Consider the following 20,006-nt stretch of genomic DNA (forward strand, 5'->3'; position numbering starts at 1 on the left):
ACTTTCTATATCCAAAACTTTTTATATTCAAAATAAAGGCACTCAGCTTATACTCCGGATTACGGCTAATTGTTGGCCGGTAAATTTAGGAAATCCAAGCCACATGAAGATTCTGCTTTTAGTAGGGTTAATTGTTTTAAATGGTCTGTTTGCCATGTCAGAGATAGCATTGGTAGCAGCAAAAAATAGTCGGCTGAAACGCTTAGCCGAAAAACACCGTTCCGCTCAGATTGCTCTTGAGCTCAAAGAAAACCCAACCCGCTTCCTCTCAACAATCCAAATCGGTATCACGGTAATCGGCCTACTCAGCGGTATTGTGGGTGAGGCGACGCTATCGGCTCCACTAGCCGTTCAACTTGAACTGTGGGGATTAGACCCAACACAAGCAAATATCTTGTCTACTGCGGTTGTGGTGGTAGGTATTACTTATTTCGCCATCGTTGTCGGTGAGTTGGTACCAAAGCGTTTTGCTCAGTCTCAAGCTGAAAACATCGCTGTATTAGTCGCATTGCCAATCTTTTGGTTATCTAAAATCGCGACGCCGTTTGTGTTTGCGTTGTCGGCTTCAACGGAAGGTATTCTTAAGTTGATGGGCCGAGGCGGTGAAGAAGATAGCGTTACTGAAGATGATATCCATGCACTTGTGAAAGAGGGCTCTGAATCGGGTGTGATTGAACGCGGCGAACAAGAGATGATTCGTAATATCTTGCAGCTTGATGATCGCCTTGTGAGCTCATTGATGACTCCGCGTCGAGACATCGATTTTCTGGATGTCGACCAACCCGTTGAGCAGATATTAAAGAAACTACGTTCATCAAAACACAGTGTGTTTCCATTGTGCCAAGACCACCTCAATAAAGTGGTGGGTACAGTGTCAGCCAAAGCGTTACTGAATCAGGCGGGCAATCTAAGCATTCAAGTGATCATGGGGCTGTCTCGCTCGCCGATCTATGTTCCAGAATCGATGAAAGCTCTGCGTTTACTTGGCTACTTTAAAGAGTCGGGTACCGAGATGGCATTCATTGTCGACGAGTATGGCGATGTTCAAGGTCTTGTGACTCATTACGATATTCTTGAGGCGATTGCTGGCGAGCTATCGAATAACCCAAACGATCTTTGGACCGAACAAGTGGAAGACGGTTTGTTGGTGGATGGATTGATTCCTATCAGTGAACTGAAAAACCGTTTAGAGCTATCGGATTTTGAGGGCGAAAGCGAGAGCTTCCAAACGTTGAATGGCCTTGTGACTTGGTTAATCGGGCGTTTACCGGATGCAGGCGAAGTTGTTCAATACCAGCAGTGGCAGTTTGAAATTATCTCTGTTGAGAACAATCGCATTGTGAGCATCAAAGCGACGCCAATAGTCGATGACACAGAAGACGCTAATAGCTAACAGTTCGACCAACCAGCAATCGGCAATCGTTCATTGTCTCTTGTTATCTATTATCTCTTTATTGTTCATTATCTCGAAGATTAGGTATGCTTCACCGCATACCTATTTTCGTTTTTATCCTTTGTTTTCTGGAGTTCCCTTTGTCAGACCATCAATTCACCCCTCAAGATGAAATCTTCATGCGACGCGCCATCGAGGTGGCCAAGCAAGCTGAGAGTGAGGGAGAGGTTCCTGTGGGTGCTGTATTAGTGAAAGATGGGCAGATTATCTCTGAAGGATGGAACCGTTCGATTGGCAGCCACGATGCAACGGCACACGCAGAAATTGAAACCTTGCGTAAAGCCGGTCAAACCTTAGAAAACTATCGTCTACTCGATACCACTTTATACGTCACGCTAGAGCCTTGCCCAATGTGCGCAGGTGCCTTGCTACACAGCCGAGTAAAGCGCATTGTGTTTGGCGCCCCAGACTTAAAAGCGGGCGCTGCAGGTACAGTATTGAATTTGTTTGAAAGCCAAGCCTCATACCACTATGCCGACGTCGAACATGGTTTGTTAGAGGAAGAGTGTCGTGAGCAATTACAAGCGTTTTTCAAGCGTCGTAGAAAAGAGATAAAAGAGAAGCGAAAGCAAGAACGCCTCTTGGAAGAGCAGCGTTTAGACGCGGAGATGAAGGCTGGTAACAATAAATAGCAGCATGCTTTCGGCACTCTCAATCGCAAGAGTGCCAAGCAAACTGACTGAGTAACTTCATTTACTCAGCAATCATCTGCATGAAAGCGCGATTGCGCCAAATGATCTTCTTCTTATTATTTGAAAGCATACGCTTACGACGGTTTGCAGCAACGGTCTTATCAAGGCGTTTCGATTTCAGTTTCTTCATCATTTCAATGATTTCCTATTTGTCGTCTGACTTTTTAGTTTGGACTAACGATTTAATTATAGTGTTATTCGTTTGTTTGGCTTGTCGCAGGCTTGGCTTAAATAGAAGAGCAGTTCTAGTCTAAAGCCAGCATCGAAGTGCAACAGAGCATAATCTTGATTGTGGTGTGCCGTTATAAGGCTCGATTGTTACTGTAATATGACACTCGAGATTTCATCATTATTTTCCCTGTCTCTTCTCCTTATCACGTAGCGACGAAAGAAGAGTCGAAAAAAGACAATAAAAAAGAGCAATGCTAGATGGCATTGCTCTTTTGGTTTTTATTGCGAAGGCTCAGAACTGCTTACTGTTGACTGAGCTGCGCTGATACTCGATTCAGCACCTGAGGTTTCTAAAGGTGGGATCACCACCAAACCTTCAAGGGTCGCTTCTTGTTCTTTATTGCGCTTATTTACATGGCCAATAATGCTTTGGTAATAACGGCGAATGTTTTCAACGTAGTTTCTCGCTTCATCACCACGTGCATACCCATATCGAGTTTGGCTGTAGTATTTCTTCTGTCTCAATAGAGGCAATCGGTCTTTTACATCACCCCAAGCGTCAGGATCACCACCTTGTGCTTTGGTTAAGCGGCGAGCGTCCATCATGTGTCCGTAACCGACGTTGTATGAGGCTAGGGCAAACCAGATCTTCTCGTGTTGAGTGATTGAATCGGGCACTCGGTTCACGATACGACGCAGGTATTCAACACCACCTTGTACCGACTGTTTCGGGTCTAGACGGTTGGTTACCCCGACACTCTTCGCGGTGGGTAGTGTCAACATCATCATGCCACGAACACCCGTTGGTGAGCGCGCAACAGGGTTCCAGTGTGATTCTTGGTAGGCCAAAGCGGCAATCAAACGCCAATCAAATTCTTGAGAGTACTTTTGAAATAGCGGCGACCATTTTGGCAGCTTGCTGTCTAATGCGCGGATAAAGGCGCGTGTATCAACGTAGTCAAAAGTACCGATGTGGCCGATGTATTTCTCTTCTAGTGAAGCCAGCTCACCAGACTGTTTTAGGTTACCGAAGAACTCAATCAACAGAGCATACAGGCTTTCATCTTCAGACTTCTGCAAATACCAAGAGATAGGTTGGTCTTCTGTCAGTTCAAAAGCCAAAGCTACGTCTGGGTATAAACGTTGTGCTAGTGACAGCTCAATCGAGTCAGCCACAGTGAATAAGCGCTCGCCAGTCGAAACTTCTTTTAACAGGTCGTTGATATCAGCATTACCGACCGCATCATAGATAAAGTCATCGTGTGTTTTCTGCAGCTGTTTTAGTGTTGGCTCAAAGTGTGAGTCTTTCACTACAACCAAAGATGGCGTTAATGTGTCAGTAGACGCCGCCTCTTCTGATTCAGTTTGCGCTTTAACAAAGTCAGCCTGACGCTCATTCTCAAAATTGATCAGTTGCTCAAGGTTCCTTGGTCGCCACTGGCCTTTTTTGTATACGACCTGTTGGCTTACATAGTAATAAGCAGGCGCGGCGCGATAAGCGCGTGTCAGTTTGTTGTTTTGCGTTAAGCCGGTCGCGATAAGATCGATCTCGCCTTTCTGCAGTGCAGGGAACAAGCCAGACAAACGGTAAGCGGGTTTAACCTCAAGCTTTACACCAAGCTCCTGCGCAAATTCACGAGCTAATTCGTAATCCAAGCCAGCAGGGCCATCAGGACCGATGTAATAAGAGAGTTGGTTATTTAGGGTGCCGACACGAAGAACGCCACGATCTCGTATCTGCTCAAGGACACTTTTAGGTTCAGATTCAATCTGGCATCCAGCCAACCCAAATAGGGCGATGGCGAGCAGAAGGAACTTAGACGAAAAGATGAGCGTAAATTTAGGCATCAAAATGAAATCTCGAAAAGTGGAAGCCCCTTTATACCAAACCCCGCAAGGCTGGCAAAGCAGGTTTAATTAAACAGTTGTAAAAGTGGTGATAAATGCAGCAAAAGTACCATTTACGCAGAAAGATAAAAAAAATCACGCAAACGGTTGCTTTTGGTGTTACGTCACAAAAAGAAATGCTTTATAATGCGCTCGCATTGAAGAGGTGGAATCGGCATAGGTTTGGCAACCTTCGGGAATAGCTTCGAAGAAAACAGTTAGGTTGTTCCTATAACCCACTGAATTTATTCCAATACTACCTTAATCAACTGCATAAGAGACGTAAGCACATGAGAATTTTGCGTGGCTCCCCAGCTCTATCTGAGTTTCGTGTTAACAAGCTTTTAGAGCTTTGTCGTGAATTAAGCTTACCTGTAACAGGTATTTACGCTGAGTTTGCCCACTTTGCTGATCTAACGGCAGACCTAGATGAGTCTGAAGTTGAGAAGCTAGAAAAGCTACTGACTTACGGTCCAACGATTGAAGAGCATGAACCTGAAGGTTTACTGCTGCTTGCAACGCCACGCCCGGGCACTATCTCGCCTTGGTCTTCAAAATCAACAGATATCGCACACAACTGCGGACTGGCTAAAGTGTCACGTCTAGAGCGCGGTACTGCTTTCTACATTGAAACCTCTGCTGAACTTTCTGAGCTTCAACTTGTTGAGCTGAAAGCAATCCTGCACGACCGTATGATGGAAGTGGTTTTCACTGACTTCGAATCAGCGGCGGCACTATTTGCCGTTGCTGAGCCTGCTCCTTATGCGGAAGTTGACCTATTAACTGGCGGACGTAAAGCGCTTGAAAAAGCAAACGTTACCCTAGGTCTTGCACTTGCAGAAGATGAGATTGATTACCTTCTTGAAAGCTTCACTGAGAAGCTAGGTCGTAACCCGACGGACATCGAGCTAATGATGTTTGCACAAGCGAACTCAGAGCACTGTCGTCATAAGATCTTTAACGCTGATTGGACTATCGATGGCGTTAAGCAAGAAAAATCATTGTTCAAGATGATTAAGAACACCTTTGAAACGACACCAGAACACGTTCTGTCTGCTTATAAAGATAACGCAGCGGTAATGACTGGTTCTGAAGTTGGTCGTTTCTTCCCAGATCCAGAAACTCGCCAGTACAACTACCACCAAGAAAAAACACACATCTTGATGAAAGTTGAAACGCACAACCACCCAACGGCAATCTCTCCGTGGCCGGGCGCATCGACAGGTTCAGGCGGTGAAATCCGTGATGAAGGCGCAACCGGAATTGGTGGTAAGCCAAAAGCGGGTCTTGTTGCTTTCTCTGTATCTAACCTTAAGATCCCGAACTTCGTTCAACCTTGGGAAACAGACTTTGGCAAGCCAAGCCGTATCGTGACTGCTTTGGATATCATGCTTGAAGGTCCTCTTGGTGGCGCGGCATTCAACAACGAATTTGGTCGTCCAAACCTACTTGGTTACTTCCGTACTTACGAAGAAAAAGTAAACTCTCACGCAGGTGAAGAAGTGCGTGGTTACCACAAACCAATCATGCTAGCTGGTGGTCTTGGCAACATCCGTGATGAGCACGTTCAGAAGAAAGAGATCCCAGTAGGTGCAAGCCTAATCGTTCTTGGTGGTCCTGCGATGAACATCGGCCTTGGCGGCGGTGCGGCATCTTCAATGGATTCTGGTTCTTCTTCTGAAGATCTTGATTTCGCTTCTGTACAACGTGAAAACCCAGAAATGGAACGTCGTTGTCAGGAAGTTATCGACCGTTGTTGGCAGCTAGGTGATGCTAACCCAATCGCATTCATCCACGATGTGGGCGCGGGCGGTATCTCGAACGCACTTCCTGAGCTAGTAGACGACGGTGAGCGTGGCGGTATCTTCAACCTACGTGACGTACCAAACGATGAGCCGGGCATGAGCCCACTTGAGATCTGGTGTAACGAATCTCAAGAACGTTACGTAATGGCGGTTGCTGATAAAGACATGGCAACATTCGACGCGATTTGTAAGCGTGAGCGTGCACCATACGCAGTGGTGGGTAAAGCAACGGAAGAGCGTGAACTTAAACTTGAAGATTCACACTTCGACAACACGCCAATCGACATGCCAATGGACATCTTATTAGGTAAAACACCTAAGATGCACCGTGACGCGAAAACGCTAAAAGCGAACAACCCTGCGATTGACCGTTCTGGCATCGAGATGAACGAAGCGGTTGACCGTGTTCTTCGCTTGCCAACAGTCGCTGAGAAAACATTCCTTATCACCATCGGTGACCGCTCGGTAACAGGCCTTGTAGCTCGTGACCAAATGGTTGGCCCTTGGCAGGTTCCAGTTGCTAACTGCGCAGTAACAGCGGCAAGCTACGACTCTTACCACGGTGAGGCAATGTCTCTTGGTGAGCGCACGCCAGTGGCACTTCTAGACTTTGGCGCATCGGCTCGTCTAGCGGTTGGTGAAGCAATTACTAACATCGCAGCGACCAACATCGGCGATATCAAACACATTAAACTGTCGGCTAACTGGATGTCTCCAGCGGGTCACCCAGGTGAAGATGCAGGTCTTTACGAAGCGGTTAAAGCGGTTGGTGAAGAACTATGTCCAGCACTGGGTCTAACGATCCCAGTGGGTAAAGACTCAATGTCGATGAAGACTAAGTGGGAAGAGAATGGCGAGCAGAAAGAAGTAACCTCTCCGCTATCTCTTGTTATCACTGCGTTCGCACGTGTTGAAGACGTTCGTAAGACGATTACTCCTCAGCTTCGCACTGACAAGGGTAATACAAGCCTGGTTCTTATCGACCTAGGTAACGGCAAAAACCGTATGGGTGCGACAGCACTTGCACAGGTATACAAGCAGCTTGGTGATAAGCCAGCAGACGTAGACAACGCAGCGCAACTAAAAGGTTTTTACGAAGGCGTTCAAGCACTTGTAGCGAACGACAAAGTTGTCGCTTACCACGACAAAGGCGACGGTGGTCTATTCGTAACGCTAGCTGAAATGGCGTTCGCAGGTCACTGTGGTGTTAATGCTGATATTGCAGCGTTAGGCGAAGATACGCTTGCGGCCCTATTCAACGAAGAACTGGGTGCTGTAATCCAAGTTCGCAACGATGACCTAGACGCAGTACTTGCTACTCTTGCAGAAAACGGCCTAGAAACGTGTTCACATGTCATTGGTTCTGTTGAAGCGTCTGATGAGCTAGTGATTAAGTCTGGTGAGTCTGTAGTAATTGAACGTAACCGTACTGAACTACGTACTATATGGGCTGAAACCACGCACAAGATGCAAGGTCTACGTGATAACCCAGTGTGTGCTGACCAAGAACACGAAGCGAAGAAAGACAACTCAGACCCAGGTCTGAACGTGAAGCTAAGCTTTGACGTAAATGAAGATATCGCTGCACCGTTCATCAACACAGGCGCTAAGCCTAAGATGGCGATTCTACGTGAGCAGGGTGTTAACTCTCACGTTGAAATGGCAGCAGCATTTGACCGTGCAGGCTTCGAAGCAACTGACATTCACATGAGCGATATCCTAACAGGTCAAGCGGTTCTAGAAGAGTACAACGGCCTTGTGGCTTGTGGTGGCTTCTCTTACGGTGATGTACTAGGCGCTGGTGAAGGTTGGGCTAAGTCAGTTCTGTTTAACGACTCTACTCGTGACCAGTTTGAAAACTTCTTCAAGCGTGAAGATACCTTCTCTCTAGGTGTGTGTAACGGTTGTCAGATGTTGTCTAACCTACGTGAACTTATCCCAGGAGCTGAGTACTGGCCACGTTTCGTTCGCAATGAATCAGAGCGTTTCGAAGCGCGTTTCAGCCTAGTTGAGGTTCAGAAGTCAGATTCTGTATTCTTCAACGGCATGGAAGGCTCTCGTATGCCAATCGCAGTTTCTCACGGTGAAGGCCGCGTAGAAGTGCGTGACAACGACCACCTAAACGCGATTGAAAACTCAGGTACGGTTGCACTACGTTACGTTGATAACAACGGTAACCAAACGCAGCAATACCCGAACAACCCGAACGGTTCGCCAAACGCTATCACTGGTTTAACGACGACAGATGGCCGTGTGACTATCATGATGCCGCACCCAGAGCGTGTATTCCGCACGGTTGCAAACTCTTGGTCTCCGGAAGGTTGGGGTGAGAATGGCGCTTGGATGCGTATGTTCCAAAACGCACGTAAGAATGTGGGTTAATCACTTTCTTACTAGCCGCATTAATCTAGGCTAGGTTATGCAAAAATGAAAAGCGCAGATTGAAAGGTCTGCGCTTTTTTATTTCTCAAAATTTAGGAACCAGAGCGAAAAAATTAACGTTTGCAGTTTGCTGTTCTAAAAATCTCCACTACGCTAAATGTTATGGAATCAATTTGTTAGGCCATAAATTTCTGTATGTGTGCAGGTTTGGCTATGCAAAAACTGAATCAATCATCGTGGCATAAGAGGGAACTATGAAAACAACAATCACAAAAGCAGTTGCAGTGGCAGCGATTGTCATGTCGTTAGCTGGGTGTGTCGGTAGTAACGCCGTTACTGGGAAATTAATGAAGTTCAACGTTGAGGTTGTAGACAACCGTTACGCTCGTGCAGGGGTCAACTTCTTGCTTGCTCCGGTTTATGCACTAACAACCGCAGCCGATTACATCGTATTCAACTCGATCGAATTCTGGGCGGGTAAAAACCCATTGACTGGCGCGCCTCACATCTTCGATAGTAAAGTCGATACCATGATTGATGTGAACGACAGCCTTGATGATTCACTGAAAGATGCGCCACTTGGCTTCAACAATCGTCAGATTGAGTGGGGTGAGATGCAGCAAATCGACGAGAACACCATTCGTATGGACATTACTTACAACGATGGTCAAAAAGCAGTACTGACAGGCGTTCGTGATGGTGACAAGGTCAGCTATTACATGGATGGCACACTAGTTTCAGAGACTTCTATTCAAGCTCTTGAGCAGCTAGCCGCAGAGAAAGCATAACCCACTCTGTTCTGCCTATATAAAAGAAAAGCCGTTGGATTTAACCCCAACGGCTTCGTAATTTCTAGCATCTAGCATCTAGCATCTAGCATCTAGCGCTTAGATTAGTTGTTGCTGTGTAGCTCGCTGTTTAGCTCAACAGCAGACTTGTTCGCAAGACATTCAATTTGGCCAGTGATTGAGTTACGACGGAACAGAAGGTCAGAAACGCCAGCTAGGTCGCGAGCTTTAATGATTTCTACTTCGTTGCCTTCTTTATCTAGCATGCGAACCTTAGTTCCCGCAGTCACGTAAAGACCAGACTCAACCGTACAACGGTCGCCCATAGGGAAGCCAAGACCAGCGTTTGCGCCTAGTAGGCAGTTTTCGCCGATAGAGATAACCATAGTACCGCCACCAGACAGAGTACCCATGATAGAAGCGCCGCCGCCGATGTCAGAACCGTTACCTACAACAACACCTGCAGAGATACGACCTTCAACCATGCTCACGCCAGTTGTACCAGCATTGAAGTTGATGAAACCTTCGTGCATTACTGTTGTGCCTTCGCCCACATGTGCGCCAAGACGAACACGAGAAGTATCAGCAATACGAATGCCTGTTGGTACCACGTAATCCACCATTTTAGGGAACTTGTCTACGCAATCTACAGACAGAGCACGACCCGCAAGGCGAGCTTCGATTTGACGCTCAGCCAGCTCAGGTAGGTCGATTGGGCCTTCGTTTGTCCATGCGATGTTGTGCAGTAGACCGAAGATGCCGTCCAGTACCGTACCGTGTGGTTGTACTAGGCGGTTAGAGATAAGTTGTAGCTTTAGGAAGCCTTCAGCAACTGATGCTGGCTTCTCGTCAGTCGCAAGAACAACAAGAACAAGTGGCTGTTCAGACGCTGCCGCTTTTTCTGCGAAAGATGCGTTAGCTGCATCATCGTTTGCTGCGAATGCCTTCGCCAGTTCTGCGCTTTGTGCAGCAGAGATTTCGATAGCTTGGTTGCCTTCAGAGTAACCTGATACTTCTGCCACAGCCGCTACAAGAGCGTCGCTTGGGTTTAGAAGTGGGTTAGGGAAGAACGCTTCAATGATTTTATTATCGCGATTTTTGGTTGCCGTACCGAAGGCTAGTGAAAAGTAAGCCATGTTGAATCTCCATGTGTTGAGTCTTGATTTTGCTATTCCAAAACAACGGCTCGAATAACAAGCGCTGCCGTTAGCAAAGTTAATTTAATTGCGTTCATCATAAAGAGAGCGCCCTCGTTATGAAAGGGCGCATTGGGATAAAGTCTGTAAAATGATATTGCTTGTCTTTTTGGAGATGTTTTTCTGCAATGAGAAAATGGTGTAGATCAACACAAATTGTCTCGTTTAATCAATTCTCTCGGTTAAATAGCCTTATCTAAACAAACAGCGCCTTATGAGCTTGTTCAATACCTTCAATCAACATCTGCATGCCGATGACAGCAAGTATCAAACCCATCATTCGGGTAATTACATTCAATGCACTTGGTCCAACGGCTTTAACGAAGCGCTCGCCGAATACAAACAATACGTAGGTTAAGGCGCACAGTAGGCCAAAGGCGACGATGGTGATGATGGTTTCGTAGATGCCTTCGGTGCTGGCAAAGTTCATCGCGGTGGCAATGGTGCCCGGTCCGGCCAATATTGGCATTGCCAATGGCGAGACGGCGATACTGAGCGCCGCATCTTGTTGGGCGTCTGAGTTGACCTTCTCTTTCGCTTTAGAGTGTGTTGAGTCTCCTTGCAGCATGTGAAAGCCAATCAAGAACACGAGGATCCCACCAGTGATGCGAAGCGCGTAAAGCGTGATACCAAAGAGGTCAAAGATGAGCTTACCCGACACAGCAAAGGTGCTGACGATGATGAAGGCGATGAAAACCGAGCGGAAAGCGATAGACTTGACCGTTTCCCTATCATTATCACCCGTTAATCCAAGAAAGATCGGTGTGTTGGCGATAGGGTTCATGATGGCAAAAAAGCCCATGAACACGGTAATGGTATGAATGATGAGCTCTTTCATATTATTCCTTTGAAAGTATGCAGTTAAATACGACAGTAGAATGTATTTAATCTTAGATACAAATAATTATTAGAAATAGATAGTAGAGCAAGTGTGAATAAAAAACAGCCAGCATAAGGCTGGCTGTTTAGTTTTAGTGATAGGTGTAGAGTTTTAGTCGTTCGTTATTGCTTGATTCTCAACTAACAGACACTACATAACAGGCAGGTTGTGGGGCTCATTTTGCCGTTATGCGTTTTGAGATTCACTCACTGCCACAGCCAATGCAACCGTCGCCCCGACCATTGGGTTGTTGCCCATGCCGATGAAGCCCATCATCGCTACGTGAGCAGGAACAGAAGAGCTACCTGCGAACTGCGCGTCAGCGTGCATTCTGCCCATGGTATCGGTCATGCCGTAAGACGCTGGGCCTGCTGCTACGTTATCTGGGTGCAATGTTCGACCTGTACCGCCGCCTGAAGCTACTGAGAAGTATGGCAAACCTTGGCGAGTGCGTTCTGCTTTGTAGATACCCGCTACAGGGTGTTGGAAGCGAGTAGGGTTGGTTGAATTACCCGTAATACTGACATCCACTTCTTCAATGTGCATGATAGCCACACCTTCACGTACATCATCAGCGCCGTAACACAAGATGTCGCCGCGAGGGCCTTGTGAGAAACGGCGACGTTCAGTTTCAACAAGCTCACCGGTTTGGTAATCGTATTGAGTGCGCACGTAAGTGAAGCCGTTGATGCGCGAGATAAGATATGCCGCATCTTTACCTAGACCATTTAAGATCACTTTCAATGGATTTTGACGTGATTTGTTGACGTTTAGCGCAATTTTAATCGCACCTTCTGCTGCCGCAAAAGACTCGTGACCCGCAAGGAAGGCGAAGCAGTGGCTCTCTTCATTGAGAAGACGAGCGGCTAGCGCGCCATGTCCAATACCAACTTGGCGTTGTTCAGCAACACTGCCAGGTTTGGTGAATGCTTGAAGACCTTCACCAATAATGTTTGCCGCTTGTTCTGCGCTGGTGGCTTTACGAAATAGCGCCAGTGCTGAGCCAAGGATATAAGCATCGGCAGCGCTTTCAAAAGCGATAGGTTGGGTGTCCATTACTAACGCTTTTGGATCAACGTTGTGGGCTTTACAGTATTGGTCAGCTTGCTCCAAAGAGTCGAAGTTCATTTCTGCCAATACGCGAGTTACTGATTCATTAAATTGAGTGTTCATCATATCTTTCCTCTAAATTGGCAAAATTACTGTTGGCGTGGGTTAATAGTGGTCACGGCTTCATCGAAGCGGCCATAGGTCCCTGTCGCCAGGTCGGCCGCTTCATTCGCTGGCACGCCTTGGTTAATCGCCTTCATCATTTTTCCGAGGTTGAGATACTCGTAGCCAATCACTTCGCTGTGATCATCAAGCGCTAGCTTGGTCACGTAACCTTCTGCAAGCTCTAGATAACGAACGCCTTTTGCTGCAGTTGAGTAACTGGTACCCACTTGGCTGCGCTGCGTTTGACCTAAGTCTTCTAATGCTGCGCCAATTTCTAGGCCGCCTTCAGAGAAAGCTGATTGAGTTCGACCGTAAACAAACTGCAGGAAGATTTCACGCATAGCTACGTTAATAGCGTCACACACTAAGTCAGTATTTAGGGCTTCAAGAATGGTTCTTCCGGTGAGGATTTCTGCTGCCATCGCGGCTGATTGAGTCATGCCTGAACAACCAATCGTTTCGATTAGTGCTTCTTCGATGATGCCGTTTTTTACGTTCAGCGTTAGTTTTGCTGCACCTTGTTGTGGTGCACAAGTGCCGACGCCATGGCTTAAGCCAGAAATAGCGATGACATCTTTTGGACTAACCATAGCGCCTTCAACTGGAATTGGTGCTGAAGTGTGTAGATCACCCCTTTGAATAGGGCACATTGATTGAATTTCTGAAGAGTAGTGCATAATGTTTTCTCACAGTTAGAGTCATTGAAGACCTAGGGCGTTGAGAAAACAGGACGTGTTGGAAGAGTTGCGGCTAATTCACTACAGATCTTGAGTATCGATAATCCAAAGGCGTCATGGAGCCTGGTCTTAATAGACTAAGTCCATTTCAAAATGGAGGAATAGCGATACATCCAACAGTATTACCTGTTTTCGATTCTGTAGGAGTCATTAGCACTGTTCGGAAGAACGGGCGGTTGAAGCAAAAGCTTAGGTGGGACCCCATCACCTGATGGCTATAGATTAGATCTTTATCACACTTTCATGCAAGCGAATGTTTAGAGCAATTTCGACTATAAACAAGCTTCATTATATTTCGATAAGTATAAAAAAACGCCAATAACGAACTCTGATTAGAGGCGTCATTGGCGTTTTTTAGAAAGCGATCAGCTAGTTACGCTGCATCTTCTTCTGCGTCTTCAACAGCTTCAAGCTTCTTAGCTTTTTTCGGAGCTGGTTTACGCTTAGCACCTAATGCGTAAAGAACTTCTTCTTTGTTCTTCGCTAGGTACATTGCAAGTTCTTCTTGCTTGCCTTCATCTTCAACTAAATCGCTTTTGCCTAAAAGTTCAAAAAGCTCATCAGCCATATCCAGCATTTTGTCGTATGCGTCGGCTTCGGCTTTAGAGGTAAAAGTCATTTTCTCTTCTCCGTTGCGTTCCACCACGTACTTGACGATAACAGCCATGGTTAATCCTCTAAGTTTGATAAATTTTACTGGCTTTTTATACAGTTTCTGATGTTAAAAGTCCAGTTGGAGCCCTAACAATGCGGCCTCAATCTTGATGTGTAGCCCAGTCTTCACAATAACTCATGAAAGATTTCAGCAGCGGGCTCTGGTATTTGTCTTTGTGTACCAGCATCCAGAAACGTCGTTTCATGTCGAGTGGCACATCGAGCGCTTTTACTCGGCCTGAATCAATCGCTCGTTGTGCTGCCAGTCGTGATAGACATGCGAATCCAAGATTGGCGGAAACTGAATTGATGATCGCCTCTGTGGTGTTGAGTTCAAAGGATTCATACCAATGTTCGATGCGCGGTGCGACGGCACGAAGGAAAAACTCACGAGTCCCTGATCCTGATTCACGCAGGATCCAGTGACTATTTTCTAAATCGCTTAAAATCACTTTTTCTTTGGCAACAAGAGGATGTTGATTACTAACAATAATACACATTTCATCGCTGCTAAACTGACTCGAAATGAGTTCTGGATGTAATGTTTTTCCTTCAATTAGTGCGATATCAAGTTCATAATCCACCAACTTTTGGCAGATAAGCGCACTGTTTGAAATGAACAAGCTTTGATCCTGATGCTGTGTTCGTTCGCGAAAGCCAGACAAAATAAACGGTGCGACCTGATTACCAATCGTGTCACTCGCGCCGACCTTTAGATTGCCACTTAAAGGCTGATCATCACGGAACAAAACATCAATACCAGCAGCACGGTGTAATATCTCATCCGCCAATGGAAGTAACTTATGTCCCTCTTGGTTGAGAATTAATCGGTTGTTGACCCGGTCAAATAGAGAGTGGCCGAGTTGTTTCTCCATTTCGCCTAGTGCCATGCTGACAGCGGCCTTAGACAGAAACAGAGCCTCAGAGGCTGCGGTCAATGTCGAGTGCTGGGTAATAGTGACGAACACTTTGAGTTGTTTAATTGAAATATTAGCCATCAGATTCCTAGTTTTACTCTGCTGGTGAAAATGGATTTTGTTCAGTATTAATGAACACTTGTTATATATAATTGGATATTGTTTAACGAAGCGCAAGCGTATTATGGCTTCAACAAGCTGATGAGTTCACAAGTTTAGTGAATTAAGTTTAAGAGAGGCTGACATGATTCAACGTATTAAATATAGATTAACAGGAGCTCCAACACCCATGGCAGGGTTAGCACTAGCAATCGCAAGCTTAGGCTGGTGCTGGGATGGTGTATTAGTATCACAAGATATCTTACATACACCGGGTTTGGTTCAATGGGTAAGCGCAGCGATTGCTGGATGTTTGCTTCTTGTTTTGGCTGTGAAGTTTTTGATTCACGGACATTTATTGCGTGCAGATCTTGCTCACCCAGTCGTGGGAAGTGTTGTACCAACGTTTGCGATGGGTTGTATGGTTGTTTCTGCTTCTTTGGCACCAATTTCGACCTTCCTCAGCGAAAGTGTTTGGTTGGCATCTGTGGCATTGCACGTGGTGTTCTTGGTGAGCTTCCTATACCACAGAGCAAAACAGTTTGAGATCCACCACATGGTGCCAAGCTGGTTTGTGCCACCAATCGGTATTATTGTTGCGGATGTTTCCTTCTCTGGTAACCCGACTCTAGAGCCTGTGGCAAACGCTGTTTTGGTCTTTGGTCTGTTGATTTATGCGGTAATGTTACCTGTGATGATCTACCGTTTGATCTTCTCTCATGAAGTGCCTGACGCAGCGAAACCTACCATTGCGATTATGGCTGCACCTGCAAGTCTATCTCTAGCAGGATACCTAACGGTTTCAGCAGATCCTTCGCCAGTTATCATCGGTCTATTGTTTGGTATTGCAGTGTTGATGACGTTCATCATTTACGCAGCGTTCTTCAAACTACTTCGTTTACCGTTTAGCCCAGGTTATGCCGCATTTACCTTCCCAATTGTGATTGGTGCAACGGCGTTATTCAAATTGGCAGCTTGGATGCAAACTGTTGGTGTGGAAGCTCACTATGTGGATCAAGTGTTCAACCTAGCATATCTAGAATTGATTGTGGCAACGTTTGTAGTGGGCTATGTGGCGGTTCGTTATTACATGAATTACAAACCTCATCGTGTTCTAAGCGCGGTAGGCAGTAGATTATAAGAAGCAATAGTTCAAAAGATAAACGGACCTTAAGTTTTCAGTATTTCATAAGCTTATATTCCTAATCCAAACTCGGCACTTATGCTAATCTGGCTTTATATTGTGGCAAGATTAGCGTGAGTGCACTTTGTTTACTGTTTACCATTCCAATAAAGTCGATACTTTAAAAATCCTTCTCGTTCATTTAATCAAAAGTGATCCTTTAGCCAACCCTTTCGAAAAAGAGCAGATCTTGGTTCAGAGCCCAGGTATGTCTCAATGGCTTAAGATGGAACTCGCCAAAGAGTTTGGTGTAGCAGCAAATATCGATTTCCCACTTCCAGCAACCTTCATTTGGGATATGTTTACCCAAGTGCTTCCTGATGTACCTAAACGCAGTGCTTTTAACAAGGAAGCGATGACATGGAAGCTGATGAGTTTGCTACCCGCTAAGCTTGACCACCCTGATTTTCTTCCTTTACAGCGCTATCTTGAAAACGACGAGGATGATTCGAAGCTGTACCAATTGGCAGAGAAAATTGCCGACATTTTCGATGGTTACTTGGTGTATCGACCGGAGTGGATGGCGATGTGGGAAGCGGGAGAGCCCGTTGCTGAATTGGTCGATGATGAAGGGCAGCAAGAGCACCCTTGGCAACCGATTTTGTGGCAAGCACTCTATGAGCAAACCCTGTCTCAAGGCCAATCAAAATACCACCGTGGCAATTTGTACCACGACTTCATTGAAGCGCTAGCTAATCAACAAGGTAAATTGCAACATCTGCCTAAACGCTTATTTGTGTTTGGTATCTCTTCGTTGCCTCCTCGTTACATGGATGCGTTGAAAGCACTCGGTGAGCAGATTGATGTGCACTTGATGTTTACCAACCCTTGCCAACATTACTGGGGCGATATTCGCGACCGTAAATATTTGGCAAGAGTTGAAGCCCAGCGTCGTAAGCAGTTTGCGTTGGTTGATGGTTTACCTAAATTGGAGGGTGAAGCTTCACCATTGAAAGATGGCATTGAAGCTAATATTGAAGACGAACTGCATACCAGCCAAGCCGTGGGTAATAGTTTACTTGCGTCTATGGGGAAACTGGGCAGAGATAACCTGTTTTTACTATCTCAATCAGACTGCGAAGAGCATGAGTTCTTTATTGATGTTGAGAGAGATAACCTATTGCATCAACTGCAAGCCGATATTCTCCAGTTAGAAGAACATCAAGACGACCACATATTAGATTCCAGTAACCATAAACAGGTTGTTGAACTTGGCGATCGCTCTCTGACCGTACATGCGTGTCACAGCCCAATGCGTGAGGTTGAAGTCCTTCATGATCAGCTGTTGGCGATGTTTGATGCCAACCCGACCCTGAAACCACGCGATATCATCGTGATGGTGTCTGACATCAATGCCTATAGCCCAGCGATTCAGGCAGTATTTGGTAATGCTCCGGGTGAGCGTTATATCCCATATTCGATTTCGGATAGAACGGCCGATCAAGAGAGCCCAATTCTGACCGCCTTCATGCAGTTGGTCGCGCTACCGAATACACGTTGTTTAGCGTCTGAGTTGCTAGAGTTGTTAGAAATCCCTGCAATGATGGCGCGCTTTGGTATTGATGAGTTTCAATTCGAGCAAGCCAAGCAATGGGTTGAAGAAGCGGGCATCCGTTGGGGTGTCGACTCTTCTACCGCAACGGAATTTGATCTACCTGCAACCGAGCAAAATACCTGGCTATTTGGTATTCAGCGCATGTTATTGGGTTATGCGATGTCGGACTCTGCAGGTTTATTTGAAACTGAACACTCTCTGATTGCCGCTTATAACGAAGTTCAGGGTATTAACGCCGAACTTGCAGGTAAGTTAGCGCACTTTATCGATCGTATCGCTCATTACCGTCAACGCCTTACTGAGACGCAATCTATCGACATGTGGCGTGAAACCTTGCTGCAAATGATTGATGATTTCTTTGCGGTTGAGTTAGAAGGTGAGGTGGTGCTCAAATCGATTCGCGATGCACTTTCACAACTGAATGAACAGCTTGATGATGCCTTATACGAACAAGAACTGTCGCCAAGCATCATTTATCAGTACCTAAATAATAAACTGTCGGGCGCCCGTATTAGTCAGCGTTTCTTAGCGGGGCAAGTTAACTTTTGTACCTTGATGCCGATGCGTTCGATTCCGTTTAAGACTGTCTGTTTATTGGGCATGAATGATGGGGTTTACCCTCGTTCAATGCCACCAGAAGGTTTTGACCTGATGAACGGATGCACACGACCTGGCGATCGTTCTCGTCGTGATGATGACCGTTATCTATTCCTAGAAGCAATGCTGTCAGCACAAGAGTGTTTATACATCAGCTATGTCGGCCGTTCGATTCAAGATAATACCGAGCGAGTGCCGTCGGTGTTGGTTTCTGAATTGATAGAGTACTGCCAACAGAACTACTGCCTAAGTGAAGACCAAGTACTACCAAGTGACGATTCTGGTATCAAGCTGACTCAAGCGATCAGCTTTGAGCACACCATGACACCGTTCAGCCCCGCTGCGTTTACTCAAGGTGATGCGAGCCATGTATTGAGTTATGCCAAAGAGTGGTTACCTGCGGCTAACCGTTCAGGTGAACGCAGTGGTGAGTTCAACCGAGCATTGGACGACTATTTGTTGGGTGCAACGTATCCGTTAGAACTCGACTTGGTTGAGTTACAGCGTTTCTGGCGCTTACCGGTGCAGTACTTCTTTAATCGCCGTCTAAAAGTCGTGTTTGAACCGCCACTTCCTGTAATGGAAGACGATGAGCCATTCGTACTCAATGGACTAGAGAGCTTCCAGCTCAAAGATGCGTTGCTGCAAGTGTTGTTAGACCATCCTGAAGGCGCAGACGAAGCGGTTCGATTGTTTGTCTCTGAGCAAAAAGCACAAGGTCGATTACCTGTTGGCGCCTTCGGTGACATCGAATTTGAAACCAACCGTGTTCAAGCGGAAGACTTAGCCAAAGAGATTCGATTTGTGAGCGGATCACCGCAACAAGATCTCGAAGTGAATATCGAGTTTGACGTGTTAGGCGAAGGTAAGCCTGTTCGCTTGATGGGGTGGTTAACTCAAAACTATCAGTCAGGTCTGGTGCGTTTCCGTAGCGGCAAAATACGCTCTCAAGATTATTTGGCTGCGTGGATTGATCATCTATCCTGCGCTGTTATGGGGCACGGAAAAACGACCCATATTATTGGCTATGACAGAAAAGAGGGCGTGGTTCATCAAACGCTACAACCTATCGGCGATGCGCAGCAAGCGAAGAGTATATTAGCTGAGTTAGTACGACTGTTTTATCAAGGCATGACAGCACCATTGCCTTACTTCCCGAAAACCGCATTAGCTGGTGTTGAAGCGGGCTTTAGCCGTGGTAAGTGGGTCGATGACGAAGAAAAGTCACTCAAGAAAATGGCCGATACCTTTAATGATAGCTTCGCCTTTACGGGCGAGGGCAGAGATACCTACATCTCACGAATTTGGCCTAAGTGGGATGATGAACTGGCTGCTCAATCACGTATGTACTCGACACTTGTGTTGCAGGCGGCAAGGTTGGCTTCAGCCGATCTGGAAGATCAGGAGTAGGTGGCTGTGATCGACAAGATCAATAGCGAGTGCGCTGAATTAATGAAAGGCAAAAGAGAGTCGCTGGTAAGCGTTTGGGATGCTTACTTTCCAGGTGAAGAGAATCAAGGTACAGGAAATAAAGTGGCCGCCAGTAAATCATTATTAGTGTAGGGCGTTCGCTGTACGGCCACAGGTCAGAGGGACCATTATTCTGTGGTTCAAAGTAACGTCGTAAAGTACAAAACTCGTACGCGCTCCTGAACTCGTGGGCGCATAGTAGCGAGGCGATCCGAATTGATCCGTGAGAGAGATCGCACTAACTATTAACAAATTAGCGTAGGACGTAAATTGAATGACGTTTTCCATGCTAGGTCACATTTATAGCAATAGTCACATTTTTAAC

The 20,006-nt window shown here is 46.2% G+C and carries 15 protein-coding genes and 1 riboswitch; of the genes, 7 read left to right on the forward strand and 8 right to left on the reverse strand.

The features are described from left to right. The first annotated feature begins 103 nt into the window (after positions 1-103). Positions 104-1,393: a hemolysin family protein gene (locus MSG34_RS21985; protein ID WP_050646966.1), complete on the forward strand. Its 1,290-nt coding sequence runs from the start codon at positions 104-106 to the stop codon at positions 1,391-1,393. Positions 1,394-1,479: 86 nt separating this feature from the next. After that, positions 1,480-2,085 carry a tRNA adenosine(34) deaminase TadA gene (gene tadA, locus MSG34_RS21990; protein WP_248339405.1) on the forward strand — a complete coding sequence of 202 codons (606 nt, stop codon included), beginning with the start codon at positions 1,480-1,482 and terminating at the stop codon, positions 2,083-2,085. A 61-nt stretch (positions 2,086-2,146) separates the two neighbouring features. Here tadA and MSG34_RS24225 read toward each other — a convergent pair whose 3' ends face one another. Beyond that, positions 2,147-2,278: a hypothetical protein gene (locus MSG34_RS24225; protein ID WP_017059878.1), complete on the reverse strand. Its 132-nt coding sequence runs from the start codon at positions 2,276-2,278 to the stop codon at positions 2,147-2,149. Positions 2,279-2,595: 317 nt separating this feature from the next. After that, positions 2,596-4,164, reverse strand: a complete 1,569-nt coding sequence (gene mltF / locus MSG34_RS21995; protein ID WP_048614314.1) for a membrane-bound lytic murein transglycosylase MltF — start codon at positions 4,162-4,164, stop codon at positions 2,596-2,598. Positions 4,165-4,493: 329 nt separating this feature from the next. Between mltF and purL the strand changes: the two genes are divergently transcribed. Continuing rightward, complete coding sequence (gene purL, locus MSG34_RS22000; protein WP_248339408.1) at positions 4,494-8,390, forward strand: phosphoribosylformylglycinamidine synthase; 3,897 nt, start codon at positions 4,494-4,496, stop codon at positions 8,388-8,390. Positions 8,391-8,644: 254 nt separating this feature from the next. Further along, a complete protein-coding gene (locus MSG34_RS22005; RefSeq protein ID WP_048608024.1) occupies positions 8,645-9,178 on the forward strand; it encodes a DUF3332 domain-containing protein in 534 nt (177 codons plus the stop codon). A gap of 104 nt (positions 9,179-9,282) precedes the next feature. Here the strand turns inward: MSG34_RS22005 and dapD are convergent, their stop codons facing one another. The 6 genes from dapD to MSG34_RS22035 all read right to left on the reverse strand — a co-directional run bounded on the left by dapD (position 9,283) and on the right by MSG34_RS22035 (position 14,858). Further along, positions 9,283-10,314, reverse strand: a complete 1,032-nt coding sequence (gene dapD, locus MSG34_RS22010; RefSeq protein ID WP_048608022.1) for a 2,3,4,5-tetrahydropyridine-2,6-dicarboxylate N-succinyltransferase — start codon at positions 10,312-10,314, stop codon at positions 9,283-9,285. A 256-nt stretch (positions 10,315-10,570) separates the two neighbouring features. Next, positions 10,571-11,212 carry a MarC family protein gene (locus MSG34_RS22015; protein ID WP_048614308.1) on the reverse strand — a complete coding sequence of 214 codons (642 nt, stop codon included), beginning with the start codon at positions 11,210-11,212 and terminating at the stop codon, positions 10,571-10,573. Between the two features lie 228 nt (positions 11,213-11,440). After that, positions 11,441-12,430, reverse strand: coding sequence for a GGGtGRT protein (locus tag MSG34_RS22020; RefSeq protein WP_248339409.1), 990 nt, complete (start codon positions 12,428-12,430; stop codon positions 11,441-11,443). Between the two features lie 23 nt (positions 12,431-12,453). Then, on the reverse strand, positions 12,454-13,146 hold the full coding sequence (locus tag MSG34_RS22025) for a hypothetical protein (protein WP_048608014.1): 693 nt from the start codon (positions 13,144-13,146) through the stop codon (positions 12,454-12,456). A 194-nt stretch (positions 13,147-13,340) separates the two neighbouring features. Continuing rightward, positions 13,341-13,424, reverse strand: a riboswitch (Fluoride riboswitch). 155 nt (positions 13,425-13,579) lie between these two features. Further along, on the reverse strand, positions 13,580-13,873 hold the full coding sequence (locus MSG34_RS22030) for a YebG family protein (RefSeq protein ID WP_008223840.1): 294 nt from the start codon (positions 13,871-13,873) through the stop codon (positions 13,580-13,582). Between the two features lie 88 nt (positions 13,874-13,961). Continuing rightward, a complete protein-coding gene (locus MSG34_RS22035) occupies positions 13,962-14,858 on the reverse strand; it encodes a LysR family transcriptional regulator (protein ID WP_248339411.1) in 897 nt (298 codons plus the stop codon). Between the two features lie 163 nt (positions 14,859-15,021). Here MSG34_RS22035 and MSG34_RS22040 point away from each other — a divergent pair, with 163 nt between their 5' ends. From MSG34_RS22040 to MSG34_RS22050, 3 genes are all read left to right on the forward strand, one after another. Further along, complete coding sequence (locus tag MSG34_RS22040) at positions 15,022-16,017, forward strand: TDT family transporter (protein WP_050633773.1); 996 nt, start codon at positions 15,022-15,024, stop codon at positions 16,015-16,017. 127 nt (positions 16,018-16,144) lie between these two features. Further along, entirely contained in the window at positions 16,145-19,621 is a 3,477-nt protein-coding gene (recC, locus tag MSG34_RS22045) for an exodeoxyribonuclease V subunit gamma (protein WP_248339412.1), read from the forward strand. A gap of 6 nt (positions 19,622-19,627) precedes the next feature. After that, positions 19,628-19,774 carry a hypothetical protein gene (locus tag MSG34_RS22050; protein WP_248339440.1) on the forward strand — a complete coding sequence of 49 codons (147 nt, stop codon included), beginning with the start codon at positions 19,628-19,630 and terminating at the stop codon, positions 19,772-19,774. Positions 19,775-20,006: the final 232 nt, after the last annotated feature.

The organism is Vibrio sp. 1CM2L, from assembly GCF_023161695.1.
In the GTDB taxonomy this organism is placed as follows: Bacteria; Pseudomonadota; Gammaproteobacteria; order Enterobacterales; family Vibrionaceae; genus Vibrio; species Vibrio coralliirubri.

Excerpts from the sequence above, each read along its gene's own strand:
- MSG34_RS21985 (WP_050646966.1), top strand. The coding sequence starts at position 104 with ATGAAGATTCTGCTTTTAGTAGGGTTAATTGTTTTAAATGGTCTGTTT.
- tadA (WP_248339405.1), top strand. The coding sequence starts at position 1,480 with ATGCTTCACCGCATACCTATTTTCGTTTTTATCCTTTGTTTTCTGGAG.
- MSG34_RS24225 (WP_017059878.1), bottom strand. The coding sequence starts at position 2,278 with ATGATGAAGAAACTGAAATCGAAACGCCTTGATAAGACCGTTGCTGCA.
- mltF (WP_048614314.1), bottom strand. The coding sequence starts at position 4,164 with ATGCCTAAATTTACGCTCATCTTTTCGTCTAAGTTCCTTCTGCTCGCC.
- purL (WP_248339408.1), top strand. The coding sequence starts at position 4,494 with ATGAGAATTTTGCGTGGCTCCCCAGCTCTATCTGAGTTTCGTGTTAAC.
- MSG34_RS22005 (WP_048608024.1), top strand. The coding sequence starts at position 8,645 with ATGAAAACAACAATCACAAAAGCAGTTGCAGTGGCAGCGATTGTCATG.
- dapD (WP_048608022.1), bottom strand. The coding sequence starts at position 10,314 with ATGGCTTACTTTTCACTAGCCTTCGGTACGGCAACCAAAAATCGCGAT.
- MSG34_RS22015 (WP_048614308.1), bottom strand. The coding sequence starts at position 11,212 with ATGAAAGAGCTCATCATTCATACCATTACCGTGTTCATGGGCTTTTTT.
- MSG34_RS22020 (WP_248339409.1), bottom strand. The coding sequence starts at position 12,430 with ATGATGAACACTCAATTTAATGAATCAGTAACTCGCGTATTGGCAGAA.
- MSG34_RS22025 (WP_048608014.1), bottom strand. The coding sequence starts at position 13,146 with ATGCACTACTCTTCAGAAATTCAATCAATGTGCCCTATTCAAAGGGGT.
- MSG34_RS22030 (WP_008223840.1), bottom strand. The coding sequence starts at position 13,873 with ATGGCTGTTATCGTCAAGTACGTGGTGGAACGCAACGGAGAAGAGAAA.
- MSG34_RS22035 (WP_248339411.1), bottom strand. The coding sequence starts at position 14,858 with ATGGCTAATATTTCAATTAAACAACTCAAAGTGTTCGTCACTATTACC.
- MSG34_RS22040 (WP_050633773.1), top strand. The coding sequence starts at position 15,022 with ATGATTCAACGTATTAAATATAGATTAACAGGAGCTCCAACACCCATG.